The following is a 19,117-nucleotide window of genomic DNA, read 5'->3' on the forward strand; positions in this document are numbered from 1 at the left end:
GTGGCGGGCGCCGGATTCGGTGCCCGTGGCCTTCTATGGTGTTGCCCTGCGCTGCGCCAGACAACGGCCATTCCACATTGTGAAAACCGCGGTGAGTTTAATTACGGCGTGTATATGCCCTGGGCGGAGCTGTTCTGCACGACCCCGCCGATCCGCACGGCGATCTGGCGCATCGCGGGCAGGATCTCGCGCACCAGTTCTTCGTTCAGCCGCGCCGACCGCGCCTGCACGCTCAACGCGCCCCACACCTGCTTGTCCGCGCCGAACACCGGCACCGCGACGGATCGGATCGGATCGTCCGCACCCTCGAACTCCTCGACCGCGAAACCCTTGCGCCGCACCAGATCCAGCTCGGTGGCGAGGTAGGCGGCGGCGGGCAGATGGGCGAGCAGCGCCCGCCCCGACGCGCTCGACCCCAGCGGTTGCCGCAACCGCGGCAGCTGATGCGTGCAGAACCGCACCGGCGGCCGCGCCTGCAGCACCGTCACCGCATCGCGCGCGTCGGCGACGCTCAGACTCGTCGTGATCCGGATCCCCGCCGCGAGGGCGTACATATGTGGTGCGGCCGAGTCGATCCCGAGCCTGGTCAGCGCGGGCCGAGCCAGCGTCGCCAGCCCCTGCCCGACCCGGTACCGGTCGGTGACCGGATCCTGCTCCAGCAGCCGCCCGCGCACCAACGCCTGGGCGAGCCGATGCGCCGTACTCACCGGCACCCCCGCCAGATGCGCCAGTTCGCTGATCGACAGCTCCGGATCGTCACCCTCGAAGCAATTCAGCAGATGCACCGCCCGCTCGACGGCCTGCGATCCCGAACGTGGCTGGTCGGCAGTAGCCATAGCGCCCTCCTGGCTGTTTCGCTCCAACCGGCCAACTCTCCCGTGGCACGACGGCGCGAACAACCCTTCGACGCCGGATGCTTCTAACCCTGTCAGCCGAGGGGCTTTTCCCAGATCGACACGTGTTTGCGGCTTTCGCTGGTGAACGGTTCGCGCAGCCAGCCGCCCCAGCGCTCGCGCAGTCGCAGCCCGGCGAGCTGCGCCATCAGATCCAGCTCGGCGGGCCACACGTAGCGGAACGGGATCGATCGGTATTCGCCGCGGCCGTCGGCTATATCGAGGTAGTTCGAGCTCATCTGCTGGGTGGCGACGTCGTAGCGGTCGAAGGCCCAGCTGGTCGGGCTGTCGTGGAACGGGACCATGGTCTGACCGGGCGGCAGGCTGCGCAGGTCGGGGACGCCGACCTCGATGACGAAGGAGCCGCCGGGCTCGAGATGGGCGGCGACGTTGGCGAAACACGCGACCTGCTCGGCTTGTGCCGTCAGGTTCATGATGGTGTTGAAGACCAGGTAAGCGACGGAAAACGGGCCGTCCACCCGGGTCGTCGCGAAGTCGCCGATGGTCACGCCGATCGCGGCGCTGCCGGGTTTGGCGTGTAGCCGGGTGACCATGGCGGGCGACAGGTCGATGCCGTGCACTGGGACGTCGCGGCGTGCCAGTGGTAAGGCGACCCGGCCCGTGCCGATGCCGAGCTCCAGGGCCCGGCCACCGTCCGCGAGCCGCACGAGCAGCTCGACTATCGGTCCGACGACGTCCGGCTCGAACAATTCCGCGTACGACTCGTCGTATTTGGCCGCTACCCGCTCGCCGAAGTGGTCGTCCATGGCCGGACCGTACCGCGCCAAACCCACACGGCGCACATGCTTTTCACGCGTCCTGGTCTGCCGGGTCAGCGATCGCGCCGCTGCCAGGTCGTCCAGTAGCGGTCTTCGGTGGGCGGAGAGTCGTTGGGCGGCAGGACAATCGGGTCCGGCTCGCCCTGAGTGATCTCCGGCGCAACCTCATTGGTCGGATAGGGATGTGAACTGTGGATCGGCATGGCACCGGTCTTGGCCTGGTGTCCGATCGGGTGCCCGGCGAAATGCCGTTCGAGTAGCTCCGCGCCGCGCAGTGTGCCACCGGCGGCGGCGAAACCGGCGGCCACTCCGGCGGCACCTGGGCGACAGGCCATCGCCTTGTCGATACCGGCGCGTAGGGTGGCGACGGTGAGCCGCTTCGCGGACACCCAGCTACCCGCCTCATTGGTGACCACCCGCCGCGCCACCTCGGACTGACCACGGCCGAACGGCACCACACACACCGGAACGCCTGCGGCCAAGGCCTTTTGGGTGATCCCCATGCCGCCGTGCGAGACGACGACGGCGGCCCGGTCGAGGAGCAGGTGGTGCGGCACGAACTGCTCGACCCGCGCGTTCGGCGGGACGGTGAACGTGCCGGGGTCGATGGCGCCCGAGGTGACGACCGTGTACAGCCCGCTGTCGGCCAGCGCGTCCATCGCGGCCTGCGCGAGCTTGCCGTCGTCCTGGAACTCGGTCGAACAGGTCACCAGCGCCAGCGGCCGATCGATCTCGGCCAGCCAGGCGGGCGGTTCGACGTCCGGTGCCCACAGGCCCGGCCCGATCTGGTGCACCGTCAACGGCCAGTCGCCGCGCGCGTCGTCGAACGGTGGCGCGGTGAAGTTGAGCATGAGAGGCGGCTGCCGCAGATAGTCGACGGTGTTGTCCAACTGATCCAGCCCGTAGTACTGGCGCATGTGATTGAGCTGCGGCAGCACCTCGTTCCACCGGCGATTGAGGAACCAGGCCAGGCTGTTGTCGCGGGCCCGGCCGAGCAGGCCGGTGCGCGGCCGCAGTCCGGGGCCGAAGGGCGGTGCGTCGCGCGAGGGGATCGGCAGCAGCGCCGGTGCCCAGGACGCCCACGGCAGCCCGCTGGCCTCGGCGAGGATGTGGGCGCCGGGCGCGGTGACGTCGATCAGCAGCGCGTCCGGTCGTTCGGCGATGATCGCGCTGCGCAAGGCCTGGATCTCGTCCGGGATGCGGCCGATGAGGGCGCGCAGCGCCGCGCGCAGGGTCGCGATCCGCGAGGTGGTCGCCCAGTCGTCGAGGGTGTCGCGCGCCAGCGCCGGCGGCAGGTCGAGCACCGTGATGCCGAACGGTTCCAACGCCTCCTCGCTGCCGGGCAGCGTCAGCACGGTCACGTCGTGGCCACGCGATACCAGCTCCGCCAGGACCGGCGCGACCGGATACAGGTGTCCTTTTGCCGGTGAGGTGAATGCCAGTATTTTGGTCATGCCACAGGCTAACTTGCAGCTAATAGTCGCGTCACCTGTTCGAAGATAACGTTATGGGCCATGGAAGTGGGCTGCAGTCCGTGATTCTATGGACCATAACGCTTGATGCCAGCGGCTTTATGCCAGGCGACCGCGATGTCCGGTCCGTCAGCCGGGTGGGAACCAAACTTGAGGTATGCGAAAGCCTCTAACTCATCGTGAGTTTCTTGGCAAACGATTGGCTGACAGTTCGGGACACCTTGCCGTCCGCCATCGACCGCTACGGTCGATACCAGATCCAACGAGCTCCCGGCGTGAGGAGAACCATGACGCGCACCATCGGCCTGCTGCTGTTCCCCGGAGTCGAAGAGCTCGACGCGGTCGGCCCGTGGGAGGTGCTCGCCTTCTGGACCCAGTACTACCCCGACGACGGCTACACGGCCTTCACGTTCTCGATGGACGGCGGACCGATCAAGTGCGCGAAAGGGATGACGATCGAGGCGGAGTACTCGTTCGGCACCGCGCCGCGCCGGGACGTGCTGATCTTCCCCGGCGGCATGGGCACCCGGCCGATGATCGACGACGAGGCGATGCTGACCTGGACCAGGGCCCAACGCGAAACGACACCGCTGATCGCCAGCGTGTGCACCGGTTCGCTGGTCCTCGCGTCGGCCGGGCTGCTGGCCGGGCGGCCGGCCACCACGCACTGGAAGTCACTCGGTCGGCTCGCCGAACTGGATCCGACCATCGAGGTACGCGCCGAGGATCGATACGTCGACGACGGCGACATCATCACCTCCTCGGGTGTCTCCGCCGGCATCGATATGGCACTGCACCTGGTGCGACGGCTGGCGAGCGCCGAGCGCGCCGAAGCGGTGCGCCGCCTCATCCAGTACGACCCGATGCCGCCCGTCTGATCCGCTGCGCGGGAAGGAAATTCGCTGGACTCGGCCCGCCCGTCCGGGTCATGCTTGGACGAGAATGAATACAGATAGACAACCAAGACTCGGCGTGGATTTCGGTCGGGTCATCCAGGGGGCGGCCTTGCGGGCCGGTGTCGCGGACACGGTATTTCTCGCAGGCGGACTCGACGAGGCCCTGCGAACTCCGCCCAGCCCCAACGCTTTCGACGTCCTACCCCGGCTGGTCCAGCTGTTCGAGGGCCGGGCGTGGGTGATCTCCAAGTGCGGGGAGCGGATCGAACAGCGCACCCGGCAATGGCTCGACCATCACGACTTCTATGACCGGACCGGGATCTCGCGCGACAACCTGCGCTTCTGCCGCAAGCGTGCGGACAAGGCGGGCCACTGTGCCGACCTCGGCATCACGCACATGATCGATGACCGGATCGACGTGCACCGCGCGCTGCGCGACCTGGTGCCGCACCTCTACTTGTTCGGCGTGCAATCGGAGCCGGTGCCCGACTGGGTCCAGCACGTGCCTGCCTGGCGTGACGTGGAGACGGCCGTCACAGCCACCCTGATCGACTGACCATCGCGCTCGTTCGTGGTGAGAACTTCAACCTTTTGGCTGTATCCTGCACAAGGATGCTTTCGCATTCGATCAACGTTTCACTGATGGTGCAGGCGAGTCAGGTCTGCGGCAGCGACGAGAAGGAGGTGGGGTTGCCATGCGCAGCGAACCTCCCAGTCGAAGGCCGCGCGGCGTCGCCCCTTCGCACTCCTGAGTAGTCAGCGACGGATGGGGCCGGCGCCCGCGGTGTGAATTTTCGCGCTCCCATTCACTCACGCGTATTTGCTGAGGACATCCCATGTCGCAGATCATCGAAGTACGTCCGACGCTGTCCGAATCCCTGCGGGACATCGACGACAGCCACCGCGTCGACGCCGCGCTCGCCTGGCTCGACAACCACCCGCCGCATGTCATCGCCGACCAGCTCGCCCGGATGGACGCCGTCCAGGCCGGGATGGCGTTCCGGCTGCTCGACAAGGACCTGGCGCTGGCGGTCTTCGAAGAACTCGAACCGGTCGACCAGCAGCAGATCCTGCAGGGCCTGCGGGACCAGAGCTTCCGCGACCTGATCGAGGGCATGGCCCCCGACGACCGGGCCAGGATGCTGCGTGAGGCGCCCGCGAAGGTCGCCAAGAAGGTGCTCGCCGGACTCAGCCCGCGCGAACGGCGGATGACCGCCGCGCTGCTCGGCTACCCGGAGGGGTCGGCGGGCCAGTACATGACCCCCGAGGTCGTCGCGTTGCCGCAGAACCTGACCGTCGCCGAGGCGCTGGCCATGGTGCGGGCCAAGGGCGCCAACGCCGAAACCGTCTACACGCTGCCCGTTGTCGACGCGGGCCGACGGCTGACCGGCATCGTCGAACTGCGCGAGCTGGTGCTCAGCAAGCCGGACACGATGATCGCCGAACTGGTCGTCACCGAACCGGTCTGCGCCCGCGCCACCGACTCCGCCGAGAAGGCGGCCCGGCTGATGCGCGAGACCAACGACCTCAACATGCCCGTGGTGGACAGCGAGAATCGGCTCGTCGGTCTGCTGACCATCGACGACGCGGTCGAGGTCATCGAGGCCGCGGACAGCGAGGACGTGGCCAGGCAGGCGGGCTCGGCGCCCTGGGAGGGCCACTACATGGCCGCAGGCGTGTTCCAGCTGGCCCGGTATCGCGCGATGTGGTTGCTGCTGTTGCTGTTCGCCGCCACCCTGACGGTCAGCGTCACCGACATGTTCGAGGGCACGCTGCAACAGGCCGCGCATCTCGCGCTGTTCATTCCGCTGCTCATCGGCGCGGGCGGTAACGCGGGGGCGCAGGCCGCCACGTCCTGTGTGCGGGCGCTCGCCGTCGGCGAGGTGCGGGTGTCCGACCTGTTCAAGGTGATCTGGCGCGAATGCCGGGTCGGTCTGGTGCTCGGATCCATGCTCGCCGCAGCCGGATTGGTGATCGGCGGGCTGTTCGTCGGGCCGCGCGTCGCGGTGGTCGTCGGCATCACCCTGGTGCTGATCTGCGGCTGGGCCGCGACCATCGGCGGCACCATGCCGTTGCTCGCCAAGAAGCTGCGGATCGACCCGGCCGTGGTGTCCGCGCCCATGGTCACCACCCTCGTCGACGCCACCGGCCTGATCATCTACTTCACCACCGCCAAGCTGGTCCTCGGCATCTGAGCCGACGCCTTCCGCTGCCGCGGCCGTCCCGCCGGACGGTCGCGGCAGCGGTGTTTAGCGCACCTTCAGGACACCGCACGGATCCGTTCGGCTTGCTAACGTCGGTGCAATTCGCGAGGGACGATGGTGGGTTCGGTGACAACGGTGGTGCGCGCATGCGTCGGGTATGGACCAGGCCGGGCAGTGAAAAGGTGCCCGTGCGTTGATGTTTCAATTACCCGACTTTCCGATGACGGCCGCATGAGGGGCGCATGAGACAGATTTTGTACTCGGCGATGATCGCGCTGGCGGTCTCGATCACCTTGACACCCTTGTTGATCAAGGTGATGACCAGGCGAAAGGTCGGGCAGGAGATCCGAGCCGAGGGGCCGGCCAGCCACCAGGCCAAGCGCGGCACGCCGACGATGGGTGGCATCGCGATCCTGATCGGCATGTGGGCGGGATATCTCGGAGCGCACCTGCTCGGCGTCCGACACGATCCGCAAGGGTTGTCCGTGTCGGGGCTGCTGGTGCTCGGCCTGGCCACCGCGCTCGGCGTGGTGGGTTTCCTCGACGACTTCATCAAGATCCACAAGCGGCGCAACCTCGGGTTGACCGCGACCGGCAAATACATCGGCCAGCTCGCTGCCGCAATCATTTTCGGGGTGCTCGCGCTGCGGTTTCCGGACAGCACCGGGCTGACGCCGGGCAGTCGGCACATGTCCTATGTCCGAGACGTGGAGACGGTGTCGTTCGGGCTGATCGGCTTCCTGCTGGTGGTCAGTTTCCTGGTGGTGGCCTGGTCCAACGCGGTGAACATCACCGACGGTCTGGACGGCCTGGCCGCCGGATCGATGAGCTTCGCGCTCGGCGCCTACGTGATCATCACCTTCTGGCAGTACACCAACTCCTGCGCGGCCACCCCGAACGCCGGTTGCTACGACGTCCGCGACCCGCTCGACCTCGCCGTGGTCTGCGCTGCGGGCGCGGGCGCCTGCATGGGCTTCCTGTGGTGGAACGCGGCCCCGGCCAAAATATTCATGGGCGACACCGGTTCCCTCGCACTCGGCGGCATGCTCGCAGGGCTGTCCATCACCACCCGCACCGAGCTGCTCACCGCGGTAGTCGGCGCCCTGTTCTTCGCCGAAATCCTCTCGGTGCTGCTACAGATCGTCGTCTTCCGCACCACCGGCAACCGACTATTCAAACTAGCCCCCTTCCACCACCATTTCGAACTCAGCGAGTGGGCCGAAACCACCGTCATCATCCGCTTCTGGCTACTGGCAGGGATAGCCTCCGCAGTAGGCCTGATGCTTTTCTACGGCGAATACCTCGCAGCCATCGGCTGACCCGCGTTGGCCGACAGCTCATTCCGGGATAGCGACGCTGAGCGGGATGTTCACCCAGCTCGGCTGGCCGGGGTCCAGTCGCAGATGTTGCGGCGCGAGTTGGCTGTCGACCAGCACCGGCATGGGCGGCAACCCTTTCGGGAGATTGCTGGCGTAGACGTCGACGCGCAGCCGGTGGCCGGGTTCGAGTACCGCGTCGGTCGGGTCGATCCCGATGTCGAGGACGACCGGCTGTCCGGGAGTGACGAGGTCGCGGCGGCCGAGGTCGAGGTAATACGCCGGATCGATGTAGTCGCCATTGGGTGATGTGGTGCTCTTGGCGTCGTCGATCTGCCGCAGCGACGAAACCAGCTGGCCGGAGCTGATTTCGCGGGAGCGTCCATCGGGAAAGACATCGTTGACCGTGACCACCCAGTAGCCGTCGGGATGGTCGAGGACGGTGTTGAGGTGCGCGTTGATCGGTCCGGAGATCACGGTGCGTTCGGCGACCGGGTTGCTGGTGAAGGTGAGCCCGTCGCGTTCCCAGATCCGTGAATCCTGGTCGCAGGCCAGGATGACGGCCGGAACGCCCGCCCAGATTCGGGAGGTGTCACGGGAGCACAGGCTCAGCAAGCTCGGTGCGACGGTCAAGTCGGTGACGGCGCGCTGCGCCGCGGTGGCGGACAGGCTGCCGTCGTATCGCGAATTCGCGGTGCCGGAACGACGATCATCGAGGTACATCCGCTGCTGGGTGTGCTGCGCACGCGGAAACGACGGTGCCGAGGTCCATTGGCCACCTTGCTGTTTCAGGGTGAGCGGGCTGTACTTGTCGATGCCGTTGTCGATTCCCTTGAGCCACTTGTCGAACCAGGCCCGCTGTAGCACATCAAGGCGGGGCGGCATACCGGCGTGCCCGAACCCGGCCAGGCCACCGCCCGTGTGGTATCCCTCGCCGACGATCAGTTTCTTCCGCTCCGGCGATTGCGTGATGTCGCCGTATGTTTCGGTCGGTGTGCTGCCGAACTCGTCCCACCATGCGCTGACCATGAACGTCGGTGCGGTGATCTGTGCCATGTTCGCCTGCAACCCTTTTCGCAGATCCGAGTCCGGATCGACGAGTTCGCGGGTCTTCGGGGTGAGCTGACCGGTGTCCATCGCGGTGAACGCGTTGACGACCACGTCCATGAAGGTCAGTGGTTCGGCGAGGCGGTCTTTGAGCCATTGCAACTGTTGCGCCGGGTCGAACCGCCCCGCGATGACCGACTCGACGTCCGGCGCGAATTTGGCCAGGTTCACCGCCAGCGGCCAGAACGCCGCGAAACCGAATCCCACAGCGCCACCGGGGATCACGATGTCGTCGACCAGGTCGCCGCTGGCGAGGTAGCTGAAGACGGCCTTGATAGCGGGGTTGCCGCGGTCGGCGGCGCGCAGTGCCGCGATGCCGGTGGCGGAGGTGCCTTTCACCGCGATTGCCCCGTCGCTCCACGGTTGCGCGGTGATCCAGTCGATCACCTCGGCCGCGTCGTCGCGCTCCTTGTCGCCGAACAACTGCCACTGTCCCGTCGAGCTTCCGGTGCCGCGGATATCGACGTGCACCAGGTTGTAGCCGCCTCTGACGAGGTCGAAATTGTGTGCGGCGGTCTGCAGTACGCCGGCATCGAGTTGCCTGCTGAAATCGGTCAAACCTTCCAGGCCGGAGCCGGGCGGCGCACCGACGGAGGCCAGTGCGGGTAGCAGCACGTCGTCGATGCCGGGAATCTGCAGCAGCGCGGAGGCCACGTTGACGGCGAGCTTGCTGTAGGTCTCGAACTCGACGATGGTCGGTAGCTTTTCGTCGGTCGCGCGGCCGTTCCCCGGTCGCTGAACGTCGAGCTTGATCACGGTGCCGTCGCGCATGGTGACCGGTATCGCGAGATCGGAAAAGATCCCGGTGTACGGCTGGGGCCCGTCGACCGCGGCCGTCCAGGCGGGTGCGTATCCGCCGCCGTCGATATCGGTGAAACCGTCCGGCGGCTCGGCCCCGGCCAGCGGTGTGACGAAGGGAGCGCATACGACGACCGCAACGATCACCGTTACTCGTGGGGCGAACCGCTTTGTCCGTGCCCGCAATCTCATCTCGATCCATTCCAAGTCGACGCTGAATCTCGCTGCCGGATCGCTGATGTGCGAGGTCGCGCGCAGTGAGTGGCAGGCCGGCGGGGCACCGACCGGTCTGGTCACGGCACCGCGCCCGCCACAGTGTCTCGGAACTGTGGCCAGCCTGGTTGCTGATCTCGAGCCGACTGATTATGTCCAGACCGGCAGCGCGCGGAATTGCCCTGAGGCGACAAAGATTTACCTTCCGGGCGGACCGGCACCTCCGCTACGCTCCGGCAATCGGGTCTACCTGCCTCCGGACGGGACGAGGTGTCTCGAGCGGAGGCAAGGGAGTCGGCGATGGTGGTGATGACAAGGGCCGCGAACCTGCGCGGATACCCCGCGCTCGTCGATGAACTCGGTGGTGACGGCGCGGCAATGCTCGAGCGTTTCGGCATCACGGCCGCGGCGACCGACAATGACGACGCCGTCGTGTCGGGCGAGTCGGTGGGCTGGGCGCTCGAGATCGCCGCCGCTGAGCTCGGCTGCTCCGATTTCGGCCTGCGGCTCGCCGAGCGCCAACTCGGTACGGTGACCGGACCGCTGGCGATCGCGGTCGCCAATGCCGCGACGGTGGGTGCGGCCATCGCCTGTGCGTCGCGTTTCCTGTTCACCAACCATCCCGGAATCTCGATCGCGCTGATCGCGGATCCGCACCAGCAGCCGGGCACGGTCGCGATCAATTTCCGCGACCCGGCCGAGTCCAACGGATTCGCCCAGAGCATCGATCTGGCCGCCGGGAACATCCACCGGGCACTGCGGCAAGCCGTCGCGGGCGACTACGGTCCGCGCTCGGTCCACCTGCCGCATCCGCCGCTCGCGCCTGCCGCGCGATACGTCGAATTCTTCAGCGCCGAAGTATTTTTCGACTCCGCGACGACCTTGCTGCGGATCCCCGAAGAGCTGCTGGCGCGGCCGATCTCGGGCAGCAACGCCACCACGTACACGATGGCGATGCATTTCCTGACCGAAAAGTTCTCCGAGCGGGACAAGTCCATCTCGGTCCAGGTCCGGGTCGCGATCGAGGGTCTGATCACGCACGCCAGGCCTGATATCGACGCGGTCGCTCGAACGCTGTCGATCCACGAGCGCACCTTGCAGCGGGCGCTCGCCGCCGAGGGCACCACGTTCACCGAAATCCTCGACGGCGCCCGCCGTGACGCCGCATACCGGCTGATGTGCGAAACCGACATGCCGCTGTCGCGCATCACCACCCTGATCGGATTACGCGAGCAGTCCGCGCTCACCCGCGCGGCGCGCCGATGGTTCGGTGCGACCCCCCAGCAGATCCGCCGCGCGGCCCGCGCCCGACGTGGTGGCGAAGCACAAGTCACGGTGCGGCACCGGGACAATTCCCTCTCGTTCACGAACTGCCACCCTCGGGGGTGATTTCCGCACCCCGTTGCGGCCCAGCTACCGCCCAAGGGTGCCTTATGAAGTGGTTGCGATTGCTCGAACATTGGTTCAGGCAAGCAACGCAACAACTTCCACCAGAGAGATCAGTCCTTGACTAAATTCATCAGCCGCGCAGCAGCAGGACTGCTCTTCGGAACCCTGACCGCCGTCAGCATCGTCGCAGTTCCCGCCACCGCGAACGCCGCACAGCCGGACGACGTCGTCACGATCCAGCAGTTCTCCAGTGGCCGCTATCTCGACGCATGGGCCGACGGTACGCACGATTACAACGTCGTCACCCGACCGAAGCAGGGCGACGCCAGCCAGCAATGGCGCATTCACTGGGATCAGAGCGGCACCGGAACCGGCACGGTGCAGCAAGTGAGCAGCCACCGCTACCTCGACGCCCACGAGATCGAGTCCCTCGACTACCACCTGGTTACTCGCCCTGCCCAGAACAACTCCACCCAGGTCTGGCACATCAACTCCATCGGCGCAGGCAAGTACACCATCCAGCAAGCCTCCAACAACCGCTACATGGACGCCCACGAATACGCCGAAAAGGACTACGGCGTAGTAAGCCGCCCGGCACAGAACAACCCGACCCAACAATTCGTCCTGGTAGTAGTCGGCCACTGACCTTGTTCACCAGTGCCACCGGGGGCGAAGTGGCTCTGGTGGACTTGGTATCCGAGCAAGGCCGAGCACGGGCGGGTGGTGCCCACCTGGAACTATGTCACCGCGCACGTCTATGGACGGCTCACCGTGCACGACGACCCGGCCTGGGTCGAACGGCTGGTGCGCGACCTGACCGAACGCCACGAGGCGGGCCGGCCGCAACCGTGGTCCGTCGATGACGCGCCGCTGCGGTTCATCGCGGGTCAATTGCGCGCCATTGTCGGAGTCGAGTTGGCGATCACTCGCGTCGAGGCCAAGTTCAAGCTCAGTCAGAACCGGTCGGCCGCGGACATCGATGGCGTGATCTCGGGGTTGGCCGCCGACGGTCACGACGACGTTGCCGAGGCAATGCGGCAATCGCACACATCCTGAAAACCGCTCTCTCGCATAGCAATTAAGTGTCGGTGCCCCGAGCTACGCTCCGCTCGTAATTTTCGATGCAGTACCGGACGAGGGGAGAACTCGACCATGAGCGGTAGCAAGGAGTCTTTGGAAGCACGTGTTTGTGAGCTGGAAAGGTGGCGGGATCAGCAAATCACGCGCGATACTGTCACAGTGACCGGATTCGGGGAGAAGTTCGACGCCGTCCACGCACGCCTGCGTGACATTCGAGCCAGCATCGCCTTGGTGGACGGCCGTATCGATGGCTTGGACGGCCGTATCGGCGACTTGAACAGCCGTATCGGCGATTTGGACGGGCGTATCGGCGATTTGGACGGGCGCTCGGTTGCGTCCCGATTGATCTCGATGAGTATCGACATCGGAAATTTGATGTCTCGGCAGGATTCTATGGACGCCAAGATCGGGTCGATGGATGATCGGATCGGGTCGATGGATGATCGGATTGGGTCGATGGATGATCGGATTGGGTCGATGTATGGTCGGCTGGCGACAGTGGAGTCGGGGGTCGGCGATATCAAGACCGATGTCGCACAGATCCTGAGTATTTTGCGGAAGCCCAACGGCGACAAGTAGTTCGACGCAGCGCACGAGACCCCCACGGGAAGTGGGGGCCTCGTGTGCTGAGTCGCTCTATTGGCGGCTGAAATCGCCGTGCGCAACGCGGGTGGCGCTGTTCATGCCCCGAACTCCTTTGCGATAGCAACGATGACAGCTTCGCTATCGGCCGCACTCAATGCCAGGCGCTCGAGGTCTCTGTGCGCCGATCGATACATCGCCACCTCCCCGGGGTTCTCCAAATACAAATCGTCGGTAAAGCCTTGGACGTAGACCACCGGCGGCTCCGTCAGGTGCGCGACGGGGTGTGGCGGGAACTCGAGCAGGACGAACGTGCCGAACGTCAGCGCCTGATAGGTGCCCGCCGAAGTCGGCACCACCCGCACGGAAACATTCGGCCGCTGTGCGGTTTCGGCGAGATGCGTCAACTGACCGGCCATGACTCCCGCGTCGCCGGTCGAGCGGCGTAGCACCGATTCGTCGATGAACACCTCCAGTGTCATGGGGTTGTCGTCACTGAACAGCCGAGCCCGTCGTAGTGCCACGATATTGATCGCCGTCTCGACATTCGATTCCGGCCTGTTCGGCTTCTCGATCCACAGCAGTGCGCGGCGGTACTCATTGGTTTGCAACATTCCAGGCAGGAACGTTGTCTGATATGAAATAGCCCGGTGAGCCGCGTCTTCCAACCCGAGGAATAGTTCGAAGCTCTTGGGGACCGCCTCGTCGAACGCATGCCACCACCCTTTGTCCTTCGTCTCTTCGACGAGCGTGAGCAGTGTCTGCGTCAGGTCGGCCGGTATCCCGTAGATTTCGCATAACCGCTTGACGAACAACGGGTTCAACCGCGTCGGGATTCCGTTCTCCATCCGCCAGAACGTTTGTTTGCTGACACCGATCTGATTCCGCGCGGCTTCCGAGCTCATACGCGCCGCCGCACGGGCGTTGCGAAGCTCGCGGGCCAGTAGCCTGCGCGGAAGGGTCGAACCAGTCGTCATGGTGGCTTCTCCGAAGGTTGCTGAAGAGGGTCTGTTGTGGAATTCATATGCGGCAGCAACTGTGGAACATTCCAGAAATGCTGGCGAGCTCAGTCCTGGAATGTTCCAAATGTTTGGCTGCGAAAGTTGTACTGCTGGTCTGTCAGAAAGCCGACCCCAATCGGCTTCCGTGCTCATACAATCAGCTGACTGTAATGGAGGTGCACCGAATTGCCGAATTGCTCAGTGCCGCACGACAACAGGAACAATCCAGAACGGCAATTCCTTATCGGAAAGGTTCAATAGAAAGTGTGCGGAAACATGAAATGTCGGCTGGATGCCATCGAAAATCGAGAGTCCCACGTGGAGTTCGGGCTATCGGCGCTCGCGGACCGAACGGGGCGGATCGAGGAGCGACTGCGATCGCTGGAGGCAGCCGTCGGTGCCGTCCGGTTCGATGTGGGCGGTCTCGCGGCGGACAGCGCGGATGTGCTGTGCCTGCTCCGGGACCTCTATAGCCGCAGGTGTTAGGCGGGCAACCGGGGCGGACAGCGCTCGGCCCCGGCATTCGGAGGGGAGTGCCGGGGCCGAGTACGGCTGATCGGTCAGGTCAGCCGCTGAGACCGAATCGCTCAGCGAAGCGCGACATTTCGTCGAACTGGTCCTCGGGATCGATGCTGCCGACGACGATTCGGGTAACGCCCTCTGCCGCAAGCCCTTCGACCCGTTCGACGGGCATATCGATCGATCCCCACCGCGTGTACTCGAGCGCCGCCGGATCACGCCCCGCGGCAACGGCTTCGGACCTGGCGAGGTCCAATTGGATGCCGCGCTCAGTGGGGCTGAGCATGCCACCGGGGAAGTACCCGTCGCCCCGTCGCCCGGCCCGCCGGGCGGCGGCTCGACTGGAACCGCCCACGTGGATCGGCAACTGGGACACGCCAACAGGTTTCGGGAAACTGACCAGCGAGTCGAAACCGAAGAACTCACCGTCGAAGCTGACCCCGTCCGCCCCGCCAGACCACAGCAGCCGCAGCACATCGATCGCCTCATCGGTCCGCCGACCACGGGTGGCGAAATCGACGCCGGTCGCGGTGGCCTCGCCGGGCAATGTCCCGAGCCCGACGGTCAACAACCGCATGCGTCCGCGAGACAACCCATCGATGGTCGCGAGCCGCTTGGCCAGCACCACCGGGTGCCGATACGGCAGCAGCAGCACCCCCGTGCCGAGCAGGATCCGCTGGGTGGCCGCGGCGACGAAGCTCAGGCAATCGAGCGGATCGGGATAGGGCAGGGTGGCAGGCATCTCGAAATTGCCGACCTTCGCTCCCGGATACAGCGCGATGTGATCCGGGAGATACAGCCCCTCGAATCCGCAGGCCTCCGCATGCTGGGCGAAGGCGATGAGCCGATCGGGATCGGTGCCGTAAAACGGTGTGCTGTAACTGATCGCAAACTTCATCGAGCGTTCCTCGGGTGACGTGGGCAGCGACGATCGCACAACCGGCCTATCGAAACCGGCTGCCGGACAGGTGATTACCCGAATTCGCAGGCAGGCTTCCCGGCACCGGCGAGCCGGAGCCGGAGTTCGGCCTGCAACGCGGTCAGCCGGGTGAGCGCGTCGTCCACCTCGTCGAGTTTGCGCCGCAACACCGCCACCGAATCCGGGCAGCCGTCGCCGGAACTGTTGCCCGCCCGCAGGCAGGTGACGAACGGGCGGATGTCGTCGAGATCGAAACCGTCGTCGAGCAGCCGCCGGATCTGCCGGACGACCGGCAGCTCCGTCTCGTCGTAGACGCGATACCCGTTGGTGGAGCGCCGCGCCCGCACCAGCCCGTGCTGCTCGTAGTACCGCAGGGTGCGGGTACTCGTGCCGGCCTGTTGCGCCAGCTCACCGATCAGCATCCGACCTCCTCCGAGCGACCGTCACGGCCACGCTAAACGTTGTCGCCGGTGTCAACGCAAGCGTCGCCGCACCCCATCCCCGAGACGCGAAACGGCGGCGGAAGAATCCGCCGCCGTCGCTACCGGGTGGGTCGCTCAGAACTCCCAGTCTTCGTCTTCGGTGTTTACGGCCTTGCCGATCACGTAGCTCGAACCCGACCCGGAGAAGAAGTCGTGGTTCTCGTCGGCGTTCGGCGAAAGCGCCGACAGGATGGCCGGATTCACCTCGGTCTCGTCCTTCGGGAACAGGCCCTCGTAGCCGAGGTTCATCAGCGCTTTGTTCGCGTTGTAGCGCAGGAACTTCTTGACGTCCTCGGTGAGGCCGACCTCGTCGTAGAGGTCCTGGGTGTACTCGACCTCGTTGTCGTACAGCTCGAACAGCAGCTCGAAGGTGTAGTTCTTCAGCTCGTCGCGCTCGGCCTCGCTGACCAGCTCCAGGCCCTTCTGGTACTTGTAGCCGATGTAGTAGCCGTGCACGGCCTCGTCGCGGATGATCAGCCGGATCAGGTCCGCGGTGTTGGTGAGCTTGGCCCGCGACGACCAGTACATCGGCAGGTAGAAGCCGGAGTAGAACAGAAAGCTCTCCAGCAGCGTCGAGGCCACCTTGCGCTTGAGCGGATCGTCGCCGTTGTAGTAGTCCAGCACGATCTCGGCTTTGCGCTGCAGGTTGCGGTTCTCCTCCGACCAGCGGAACGCGTCGTCGATCTCCCTGGTGGAGCACAGCGTGGAGAAGATCGAGCTGTAGCTCTTGGCGTGCACCGACTCCATGAACGCGATGTTGGTGTACACCGCCTCCTCGTGCGGGGTGAGCGCGTCCGGGATCAGGCTCACCGCGCCGACAGTGCCCTGGATGGTGTCCAGCAGCGTGAGGCCGGTGAAGACCCGCATGGTGAGCTGCTTCTCGTCGGCGGTCAACGTGCCCCAGGAGGGGATGTCGTTGGAGACCGGAACCTTCTCGGGCAGCCAGAAGTTGCCGGTCAGCCGGTCCCAGACCTCGGCATCCTTTTCGTCGGGCACCCGATTCCAGTTGATGGCCGATACCCGATCGATCAGTTTCATCCTGCCTCCACACCTTTCCCGAGCCCGCTGCCGTGACGGATCTTCTCTCCCCGGGACACTACTCCTTGGGGGTGACAAGTCCGTGCAGCACAACACCTTGTGTCGCTGCGATGCGTGTCACCGAGGCGAGAATCGCCGGGAGCCATCGCGCGCGGCCCCTATTCTGCGCCACGATCGCGCGAACAGCCACATCGGTGCTGGCGCGCCGCACGAGATCGCCAATTGTTTGCTTGCGGACTTCTCCTGGTCCGCCGTGCGCGGGCACCACCGGCTGATCGAGGCGCGACACGTTTGCCCGACCTGAACCGAGCACCGATGACCTGCTGAGTGCTGCTCACCTGTTGGGGAGTAGGCCGAACCACCCTGGTCCAGCGCGAAGCGTCGCGGCGCGCTGGCGAATCAGCGAAATCTGATCCCCCCCCCCTGTGAAAAGCGACTTCTGGGTAGAGCGTTGGTTGCGGTGGCGGCGGTAGCGCAGGGTGCGGGTATCGACGATCGCGCAGGGGGACAACGCGGACGCGGACATGATCAGGCCGGTGTCCTCCATGCCGCGCATGGCCGCCCAGCCGCCGGTGGCGAGGAGGAGATCGCGCTGCCACATCACACCGGCGGGGTGCACAGGTAGGCGATGTTCCGGGTCGGTTGTCCAAGCGTCGAACAGCGCGCCGCGGGGGAGCAGGCCGGGCTCGAAGGGGAGTGGAACATCTACCAGCTCACCGGAATTCAGCAGGTCACCGGCCGGGCCGACGGCGAAACCGGCGGACGGATGCCGGTACAGCGCGGCGCTGAGTATCGCCAAGGCGGTCGGTTCGAGCTCGTCGTCGGCGTCCAGGTTCTGGATCAGTGCCGCTGTGGCGCGGCCGAGCGCGACGTTCCGGGTAATCGCGGGGCCCTCGCGGGTGCCGTTGAACGCCAGGCGGGTTCGCGGATCGTCCGCGGCGCCGCAGTCGATCAGGGTCGCGCGCACCGCCGCGGCGTCGCCGTCGACCTGCACCAACCAGTGCCAGTCCGGATGGGTTTGCGCGCGCAGCGACCGCCACGCCGCCGGTAGATAGCGGGCGTAGTCGGCGTGCACCGCTGTGACGACCTCTACCCGCATATCGAGCAGTGTGCCATCGTGACGATCGTGGTTCGGATGTGGTAGGCAGTGGACTCGGGCATTCTGGGGTCGTCGGGAGGCAGGGGCAGGCATGGATCACGAAGTGGTCGAACAGGCACTCGCCGCACTGGTGGCGTCGGGTTCGCGACAGTTGGACCGCGACTGCGATCTCTATGCGCGGCGCTATATCGCCGAAGGGGTGGAACCACAGTTCGATGTCAGCTCAACGGATTTCGATAGCGATCCCTATCTCATCTGTGCCGACCGATACTGGAATTACCGGCTGACCAACGAACCGACCCTGCAGATCGCCGTCGAATGCGCGGGGTGGCTCCGCGAGCACGTCGCACCGGGCTGCCGCACCGCGATACGCGAGAAGTGGGCGCTCGGTTACGCATTCATCACCCGCGACTCGGTGGAGTCGTTGGACGAGGTGGCCGACGCGACCCGCGACATCGTCGCCAACGACGACCAGGAGTGCAGCCGAGCCTATTTCGCCACGCTCTATCACGCCGGAAAGCTGCGTGCGAACTTCTGTTTCGACGAGCTCAACCAGTTCCTGGAGTCGTCGCCGCTGTCGATGGCCGCCGGATCACATCGCGAGACAACGCTTTTCGTGGCACTGCAGGCCTTCGCGGCGTTCGGCAGCCGCCGGATCACCGAGGAGTTCGCGCGCAGCCTGCTCGACCGCGCGTGGAGCGCGCCTGAGCGGACATACGCGGCAACGGATATCGCGCTCAACGGTCTTGCCGTCGGTGTGCCCTTCGACGATCAGGGCGAACTACTGAGCACCCACGCGACCGAGGCGCTGGCCGACTATCCCGACAGCCACCTCTTCCATTACCGGCTGGCCACCGGCCAATATCTGTCCGGAGCCCACGATGCCGCGCTGAACAGCATCGACACCGCCCTGCGCCTGCTGCCCGCGATCGGCTGGCGGGTCAGTCACGAACTGTTTCAAGGCCAATACCTGACCAAGCGCGAAGCGATTCTCAACGGCCGCACCGAAGCACAGCGCGCCGCGGCCGACCGTGCCCGCGTGCAGCGACACGAGCACAGCATCGCCGGAATGACCGACACGGTGCGCAACTCGATGCTGCGCACCATCGAGGTCGTCTCGATCTTCGCGGCTGTCATCGCCTTCGCCGTCGGCTCCTTGAATGTCTCCCTGAATGGCAATCTGCGCCTGTCCGAGCGCCTGTGGATCGTCACTGTCCTCGGCGCCGGTCTCCTCCTCTTCGCCCTCCTGATAATCGGCGGCAGCTGGCTCATCGCCCGCCGCTTGTCCGGCGAGCGCAGCGACTAGCGATCACCCTGAACAGACGGGTTC

General features: G+C 65.7%; 18 protein-coding genes. 9 read left to right on the forward strand and 9 right to left on the reverse strand.

What is annotated here, in order from left to right:
• Positions 1-101: 101 nt before the first annotated feature.
• From ACFWF1_RS14915 to ACFWF1_RS14925, 3 genes are all read right to left on the reverse strand, one after another.
• A complete protein-coding gene (locus ACFWF1_RS14915) occupies positions 102-836 on the reverse strand; it encodes an IclR family transcriptional regulator (RefSeq protein WP_379288017.1) in 735 nt (244 codons plus the stop codon).
• A gap of 92 nt (positions 837-928) precedes the next feature.
• On the reverse strand, positions 929-1,660 hold the full coding sequence (locus ACFWF1_RS14920) for a class I SAM-dependent DNA methyltransferase (RefSeq protein ID WP_379288016.1): 732 nt from the start codon (positions 1,658-1,660) through the stop codon (positions 929-931).
• A 65-nt stretch (positions 1,661-1,725) separates the two neighbouring features.
• A complete protein-coding gene (locus ACFWF1_RS14925) occupies positions 1,726-3,126 on the reverse strand; it encodes a glycosyltransferase (RefSeq protein ID WP_379288014.1) in 1,401 nt (466 codons plus the stop codon).
• A gap of 305 nt (positions 3,127-3,431) precedes the next feature.
• Here ACFWF1_RS14925 and ACFWF1_RS14930 point away from each other — a divergent pair, with 305 nt between their 5' ends.
• The 4 genes from ACFWF1_RS14930 (at position 3,432) to mraY (ending at position 7,563) form a co-directional block, all read left to right on the forward strand.
• Positions 3,432-4,022: a DJ-1/PfpI family protein gene (locus ACFWF1_RS14930; RefSeq protein WP_379288012.1), complete on the forward strand. Its 591-nt coding sequence runs from the start codon at positions 3,432-3,434 to the stop codon at positions 4,020-4,022.
• Between the two features lie 94 nt (positions 4,023-4,116).
• Positions 4,117-4,596, forward strand: a complete 480-nt coding sequence (locus tag ACFWF1_RS14935; RefSeq protein ID WP_379288011.1) for a hypothetical protein — start codon at positions 4,117-4,119, stop codon at positions 4,594-4,596.
• 280 nt (positions 4,597-4,876) lie between these two features.
• Positions 4,877-6,235 (forward strand): magnesium transporter, encoded by a 1,359-nt coding sequence (gene mgtE, locus ACFWF1_RS14940; RefSeq protein WP_379288009.1) that lies wholly within the window; start codon positions 4,877-4,879, stop codon positions 6,233-6,235.
• Between the two features lie 251 nt (positions 6,236-6,486).
• A complete protein-coding gene (mraY, locus tag ACFWF1_RS14945; RefSeq protein ID WP_379288007.1) occupies positions 6,487-7,563 on the forward strand; it encodes a phospho-N-acetylmuramoyl-pentapeptide-transferase in 1,077 nt (358 codons plus the stop codon).
• A gap of 18 nt (positions 7,564-7,581) precedes the next feature.
• Here the strand turns inward: mraY and ACFWF1_RS14950 are convergent, their stop codons facing one another.
• Positions 7,582-9,612, reverse strand: coding sequence for a CocE/NonD family hydrolase (locus ACFWF1_RS14950; RefSeq protein WP_379288005.1), 2,031 nt, complete (start codon positions 9,610-9,612; stop codon positions 7,582-7,584).
• A gap of 366 nt (positions 9,613-9,978) precedes the next feature.
• Between ACFWF1_RS14950 and ACFWF1_RS14955 the strand changes: the two genes are divergently transcribed.
• From ACFWF1_RS14955 to ACFWF1_RS14970, 4 genes are all read left to right on the forward strand, one after another.
• The gene (locus ACFWF1_RS14955; protein ID WP_379288003.1) at positions 9,979-11,067 is read left to right on the forward strand and encodes an AraC family transcriptional regulator; all 1,089 of its coding nucleotides are present in this window, start codon (positions 9,979-9,981) and stop codon (positions 11,065-11,067) included.
• 117 nt (positions 11,068-11,184) lie between these two features.
• On the forward strand, positions 11,185-11,712 hold the full coding sequence (locus tag ACFWF1_RS14960; protein ID WP_379288001.1) for an RICIN domain-containing protein: 528 nt from the start codon (positions 11,185-11,187) through the stop codon (positions 11,710-11,712).
• Between the two features lie 12 nt (positions 11,713-11,724).
• Entirely contained in the window at positions 11,725-12,123 is a 399-nt protein-coding gene (locus ACFWF1_RS14965; RefSeq protein ID WP_379288000.1) for an FMN-binding negative transcriptional regulator, read from the forward strand.
• Between the two features lie 96 nt (positions 12,124-12,219).
• Positions 12,220-12,726: a hypothetical protein gene (locus ACFWF1_RS14970; RefSeq protein ID WP_379287998.1), complete on the forward strand. Its 507-nt coding sequence runs from the start codon at positions 12,220-12,222 to the stop codon at positions 12,724-12,726.
• A 101-nt stretch (positions 12,727-12,827) separates the two neighbouring features.
• Here the strand turns inward: ACFWF1_RS14970 and ACFWF1_RS14975 are convergent, their stop codons facing one another.
• The 5 genes from ACFWF1_RS14975 to ACFWF1_RS14995 form a co-directional block, all read right to left on the reverse strand.
• Entirely contained in the window at positions 12,828-13,883 is a 1,056-nt protein-coding gene (locus ACFWF1_RS14975) for a helix-turn-helix domain-containing protein (RefSeq protein WP_379287996.1), read from the reverse strand.
• A 412-nt stretch (positions 13,884-14,295) separates the two neighbouring features.
• Complete coding sequence (locus ACFWF1_RS14980; protein ID WP_379287994.1) at positions 14,296-15,147, reverse strand: TIGR03619 family F420-dependent LLM class oxidoreductase; 852 nt, start codon at positions 15,145-15,147, stop codon at positions 14,296-14,298.
• A 74-nt stretch (positions 15,148-15,221) separates the two neighbouring features.
• The gene (locus tag ACFWF1_RS14985; RefSeq protein ID WP_379287993.1) at positions 15,222-15,590 is read right to left on the reverse strand and encodes a MerR family transcriptional regulator; all 369 of its coding nucleotides are present in this window, start codon (positions 15,588-15,590) and stop codon (positions 15,222-15,224) included.
• Between the two features lie 135 nt (positions 15,591-15,725).
• A complete protein-coding gene (gene nrdF, locus ACFWF1_RS14990) occupies positions 15,726-16,688 on the reverse strand; it encodes a class 1b ribonucleoside-diphosphate reductase subunit beta (protein WP_364720028.1) in 963 nt (320 codons plus the stop codon).
• 334 nt (positions 16,689-17,022) lie between these two features.
• Complete coding sequence (locus tag ACFWF1_RS14995) at positions 17,023-17,787, reverse strand: glycosyltransferase (protein WP_379287991.1); 765 nt, start codon at positions 17,785-17,787, stop codon at positions 17,023-17,025.
• A 91-nt stretch (positions 17,788-17,878) separates the two neighbouring features.
• Here ACFWF1_RS14995 and ACFWF1_RS15000 point away from each other — a divergent pair, with 91 nt between their 5' ends.
• Positions 17,879-19,093 (forward strand): hypothetical protein, encoded by a 1,215-nt coding sequence (locus tag ACFWF1_RS15000; protein ID WP_379287989.1) that lies wholly within the window; start codon positions 17,879-17,881, stop codon positions 19,091-19,093.
• Positions 19,094-19,117 lie beyond the last annotated feature (24 nt).

It is taken from the genome of Nocardia sp. NPDC060255 (assembly GCF_042727395.1).
Classification (GTDB): domain Bacteria; phylum Actinomycetota; class Actinomycetes; order Mycobacteriales; family Mycobacteriaceae; genus Nocardia.

Coding starts and splice junctions, on each gene's coding strand:
- ACFWF1_RS14930 (WP_379288012.1), top strand. CDS start 3,432: ATGACGCGCACCATCGGCCTGCTGCTGTTCCCCGGAGTCGAAGAGCTC.
- ACFWF1_RS14970 (WP_379287998.1), top strand. CDS start 12,220: ATGAGCGGTAGCAAGGAGTCTTTGGAAGCACGTGTTTGTGAGCTGGAA.
- ACFWF1_RS14925 (WP_379288014.1), bottom strand. CDS start 3,126: ATGACCAAAATACTGGCATTCACCTCACCGGCAAAAGGACACCTGTAT.
- mraY (WP_379288007.1), top strand. CDS start 6,487: ATGAGACAGATTTTGTACTCGGCGATGATCGCGCTGGCGGTCTCGATC.
- nrdF (WP_364720028.1), bottom strand. CDS start 16,688: ATGAAACTGATCGATCGGGTATCGGCCATCAACTGGAATCGGGTGCCC.
- ACFWF1_RS14995 (WP_379287991.1), bottom strand. CDS start 17,787: ATGCGGGTAGAGGTCGTCACAGCGGTGCACGCCGACTACGCCCGCTAT.
- ACFWF1_RS14975 (WP_379287996.1), bottom strand. CDS start 13,883: ATGAGCACGGAAGCCGATTGGGGTCGGCTTTCTGACAGACCAGCAGTA.
- ACFWF1_RS15000 (WP_379287989.1), top strand. CDS start 17,879: ATGGATCACGAAGTGGTCGAACAGGCACTCGCCGCACTGGTGGCGTCG.
- ACFWF1_RS14915 (WP_379288017.1), bottom strand. CDS start 836: ATGGCTACTGCCGACCAGCCACGTTCGGGATCGCAGGCCGTCGAGCGG.
- ACFWF1_RS14985 (WP_379287993.1), bottom strand. CDS start 15,590: ATGCTGATCGGTGAGCTGGCGCAACAGGCCGGCACGAGTACCCGCACC.
- ACFWF1_RS14920 (WP_379288016.1), bottom strand. CDS start 1,660: ATGGACGACCACTTCGGCGAGCGGGTAGCGGCCAAATACGACGAGTCG.
- mgtE (WP_379288009.1), top strand. CDS start 4,877: ATGTCGCAGATCATCGAAGTACGTCCGACGCTGTCCGAATCCCTGCGG.
- ACFWF1_RS14955 (WP_379288003.1), top strand. CDS start 9,979: ATGGTGGTGATGACAAGGGCCGCGAACCTGCGCGGATACCCCGCGCTC.
- ACFWF1_RS14980 (WP_379287994.1), bottom strand. CDS start 15,147: ATGAAGTTTGCGATCAGTTACAGCACACCGTTTTACGGCACCGATCCC.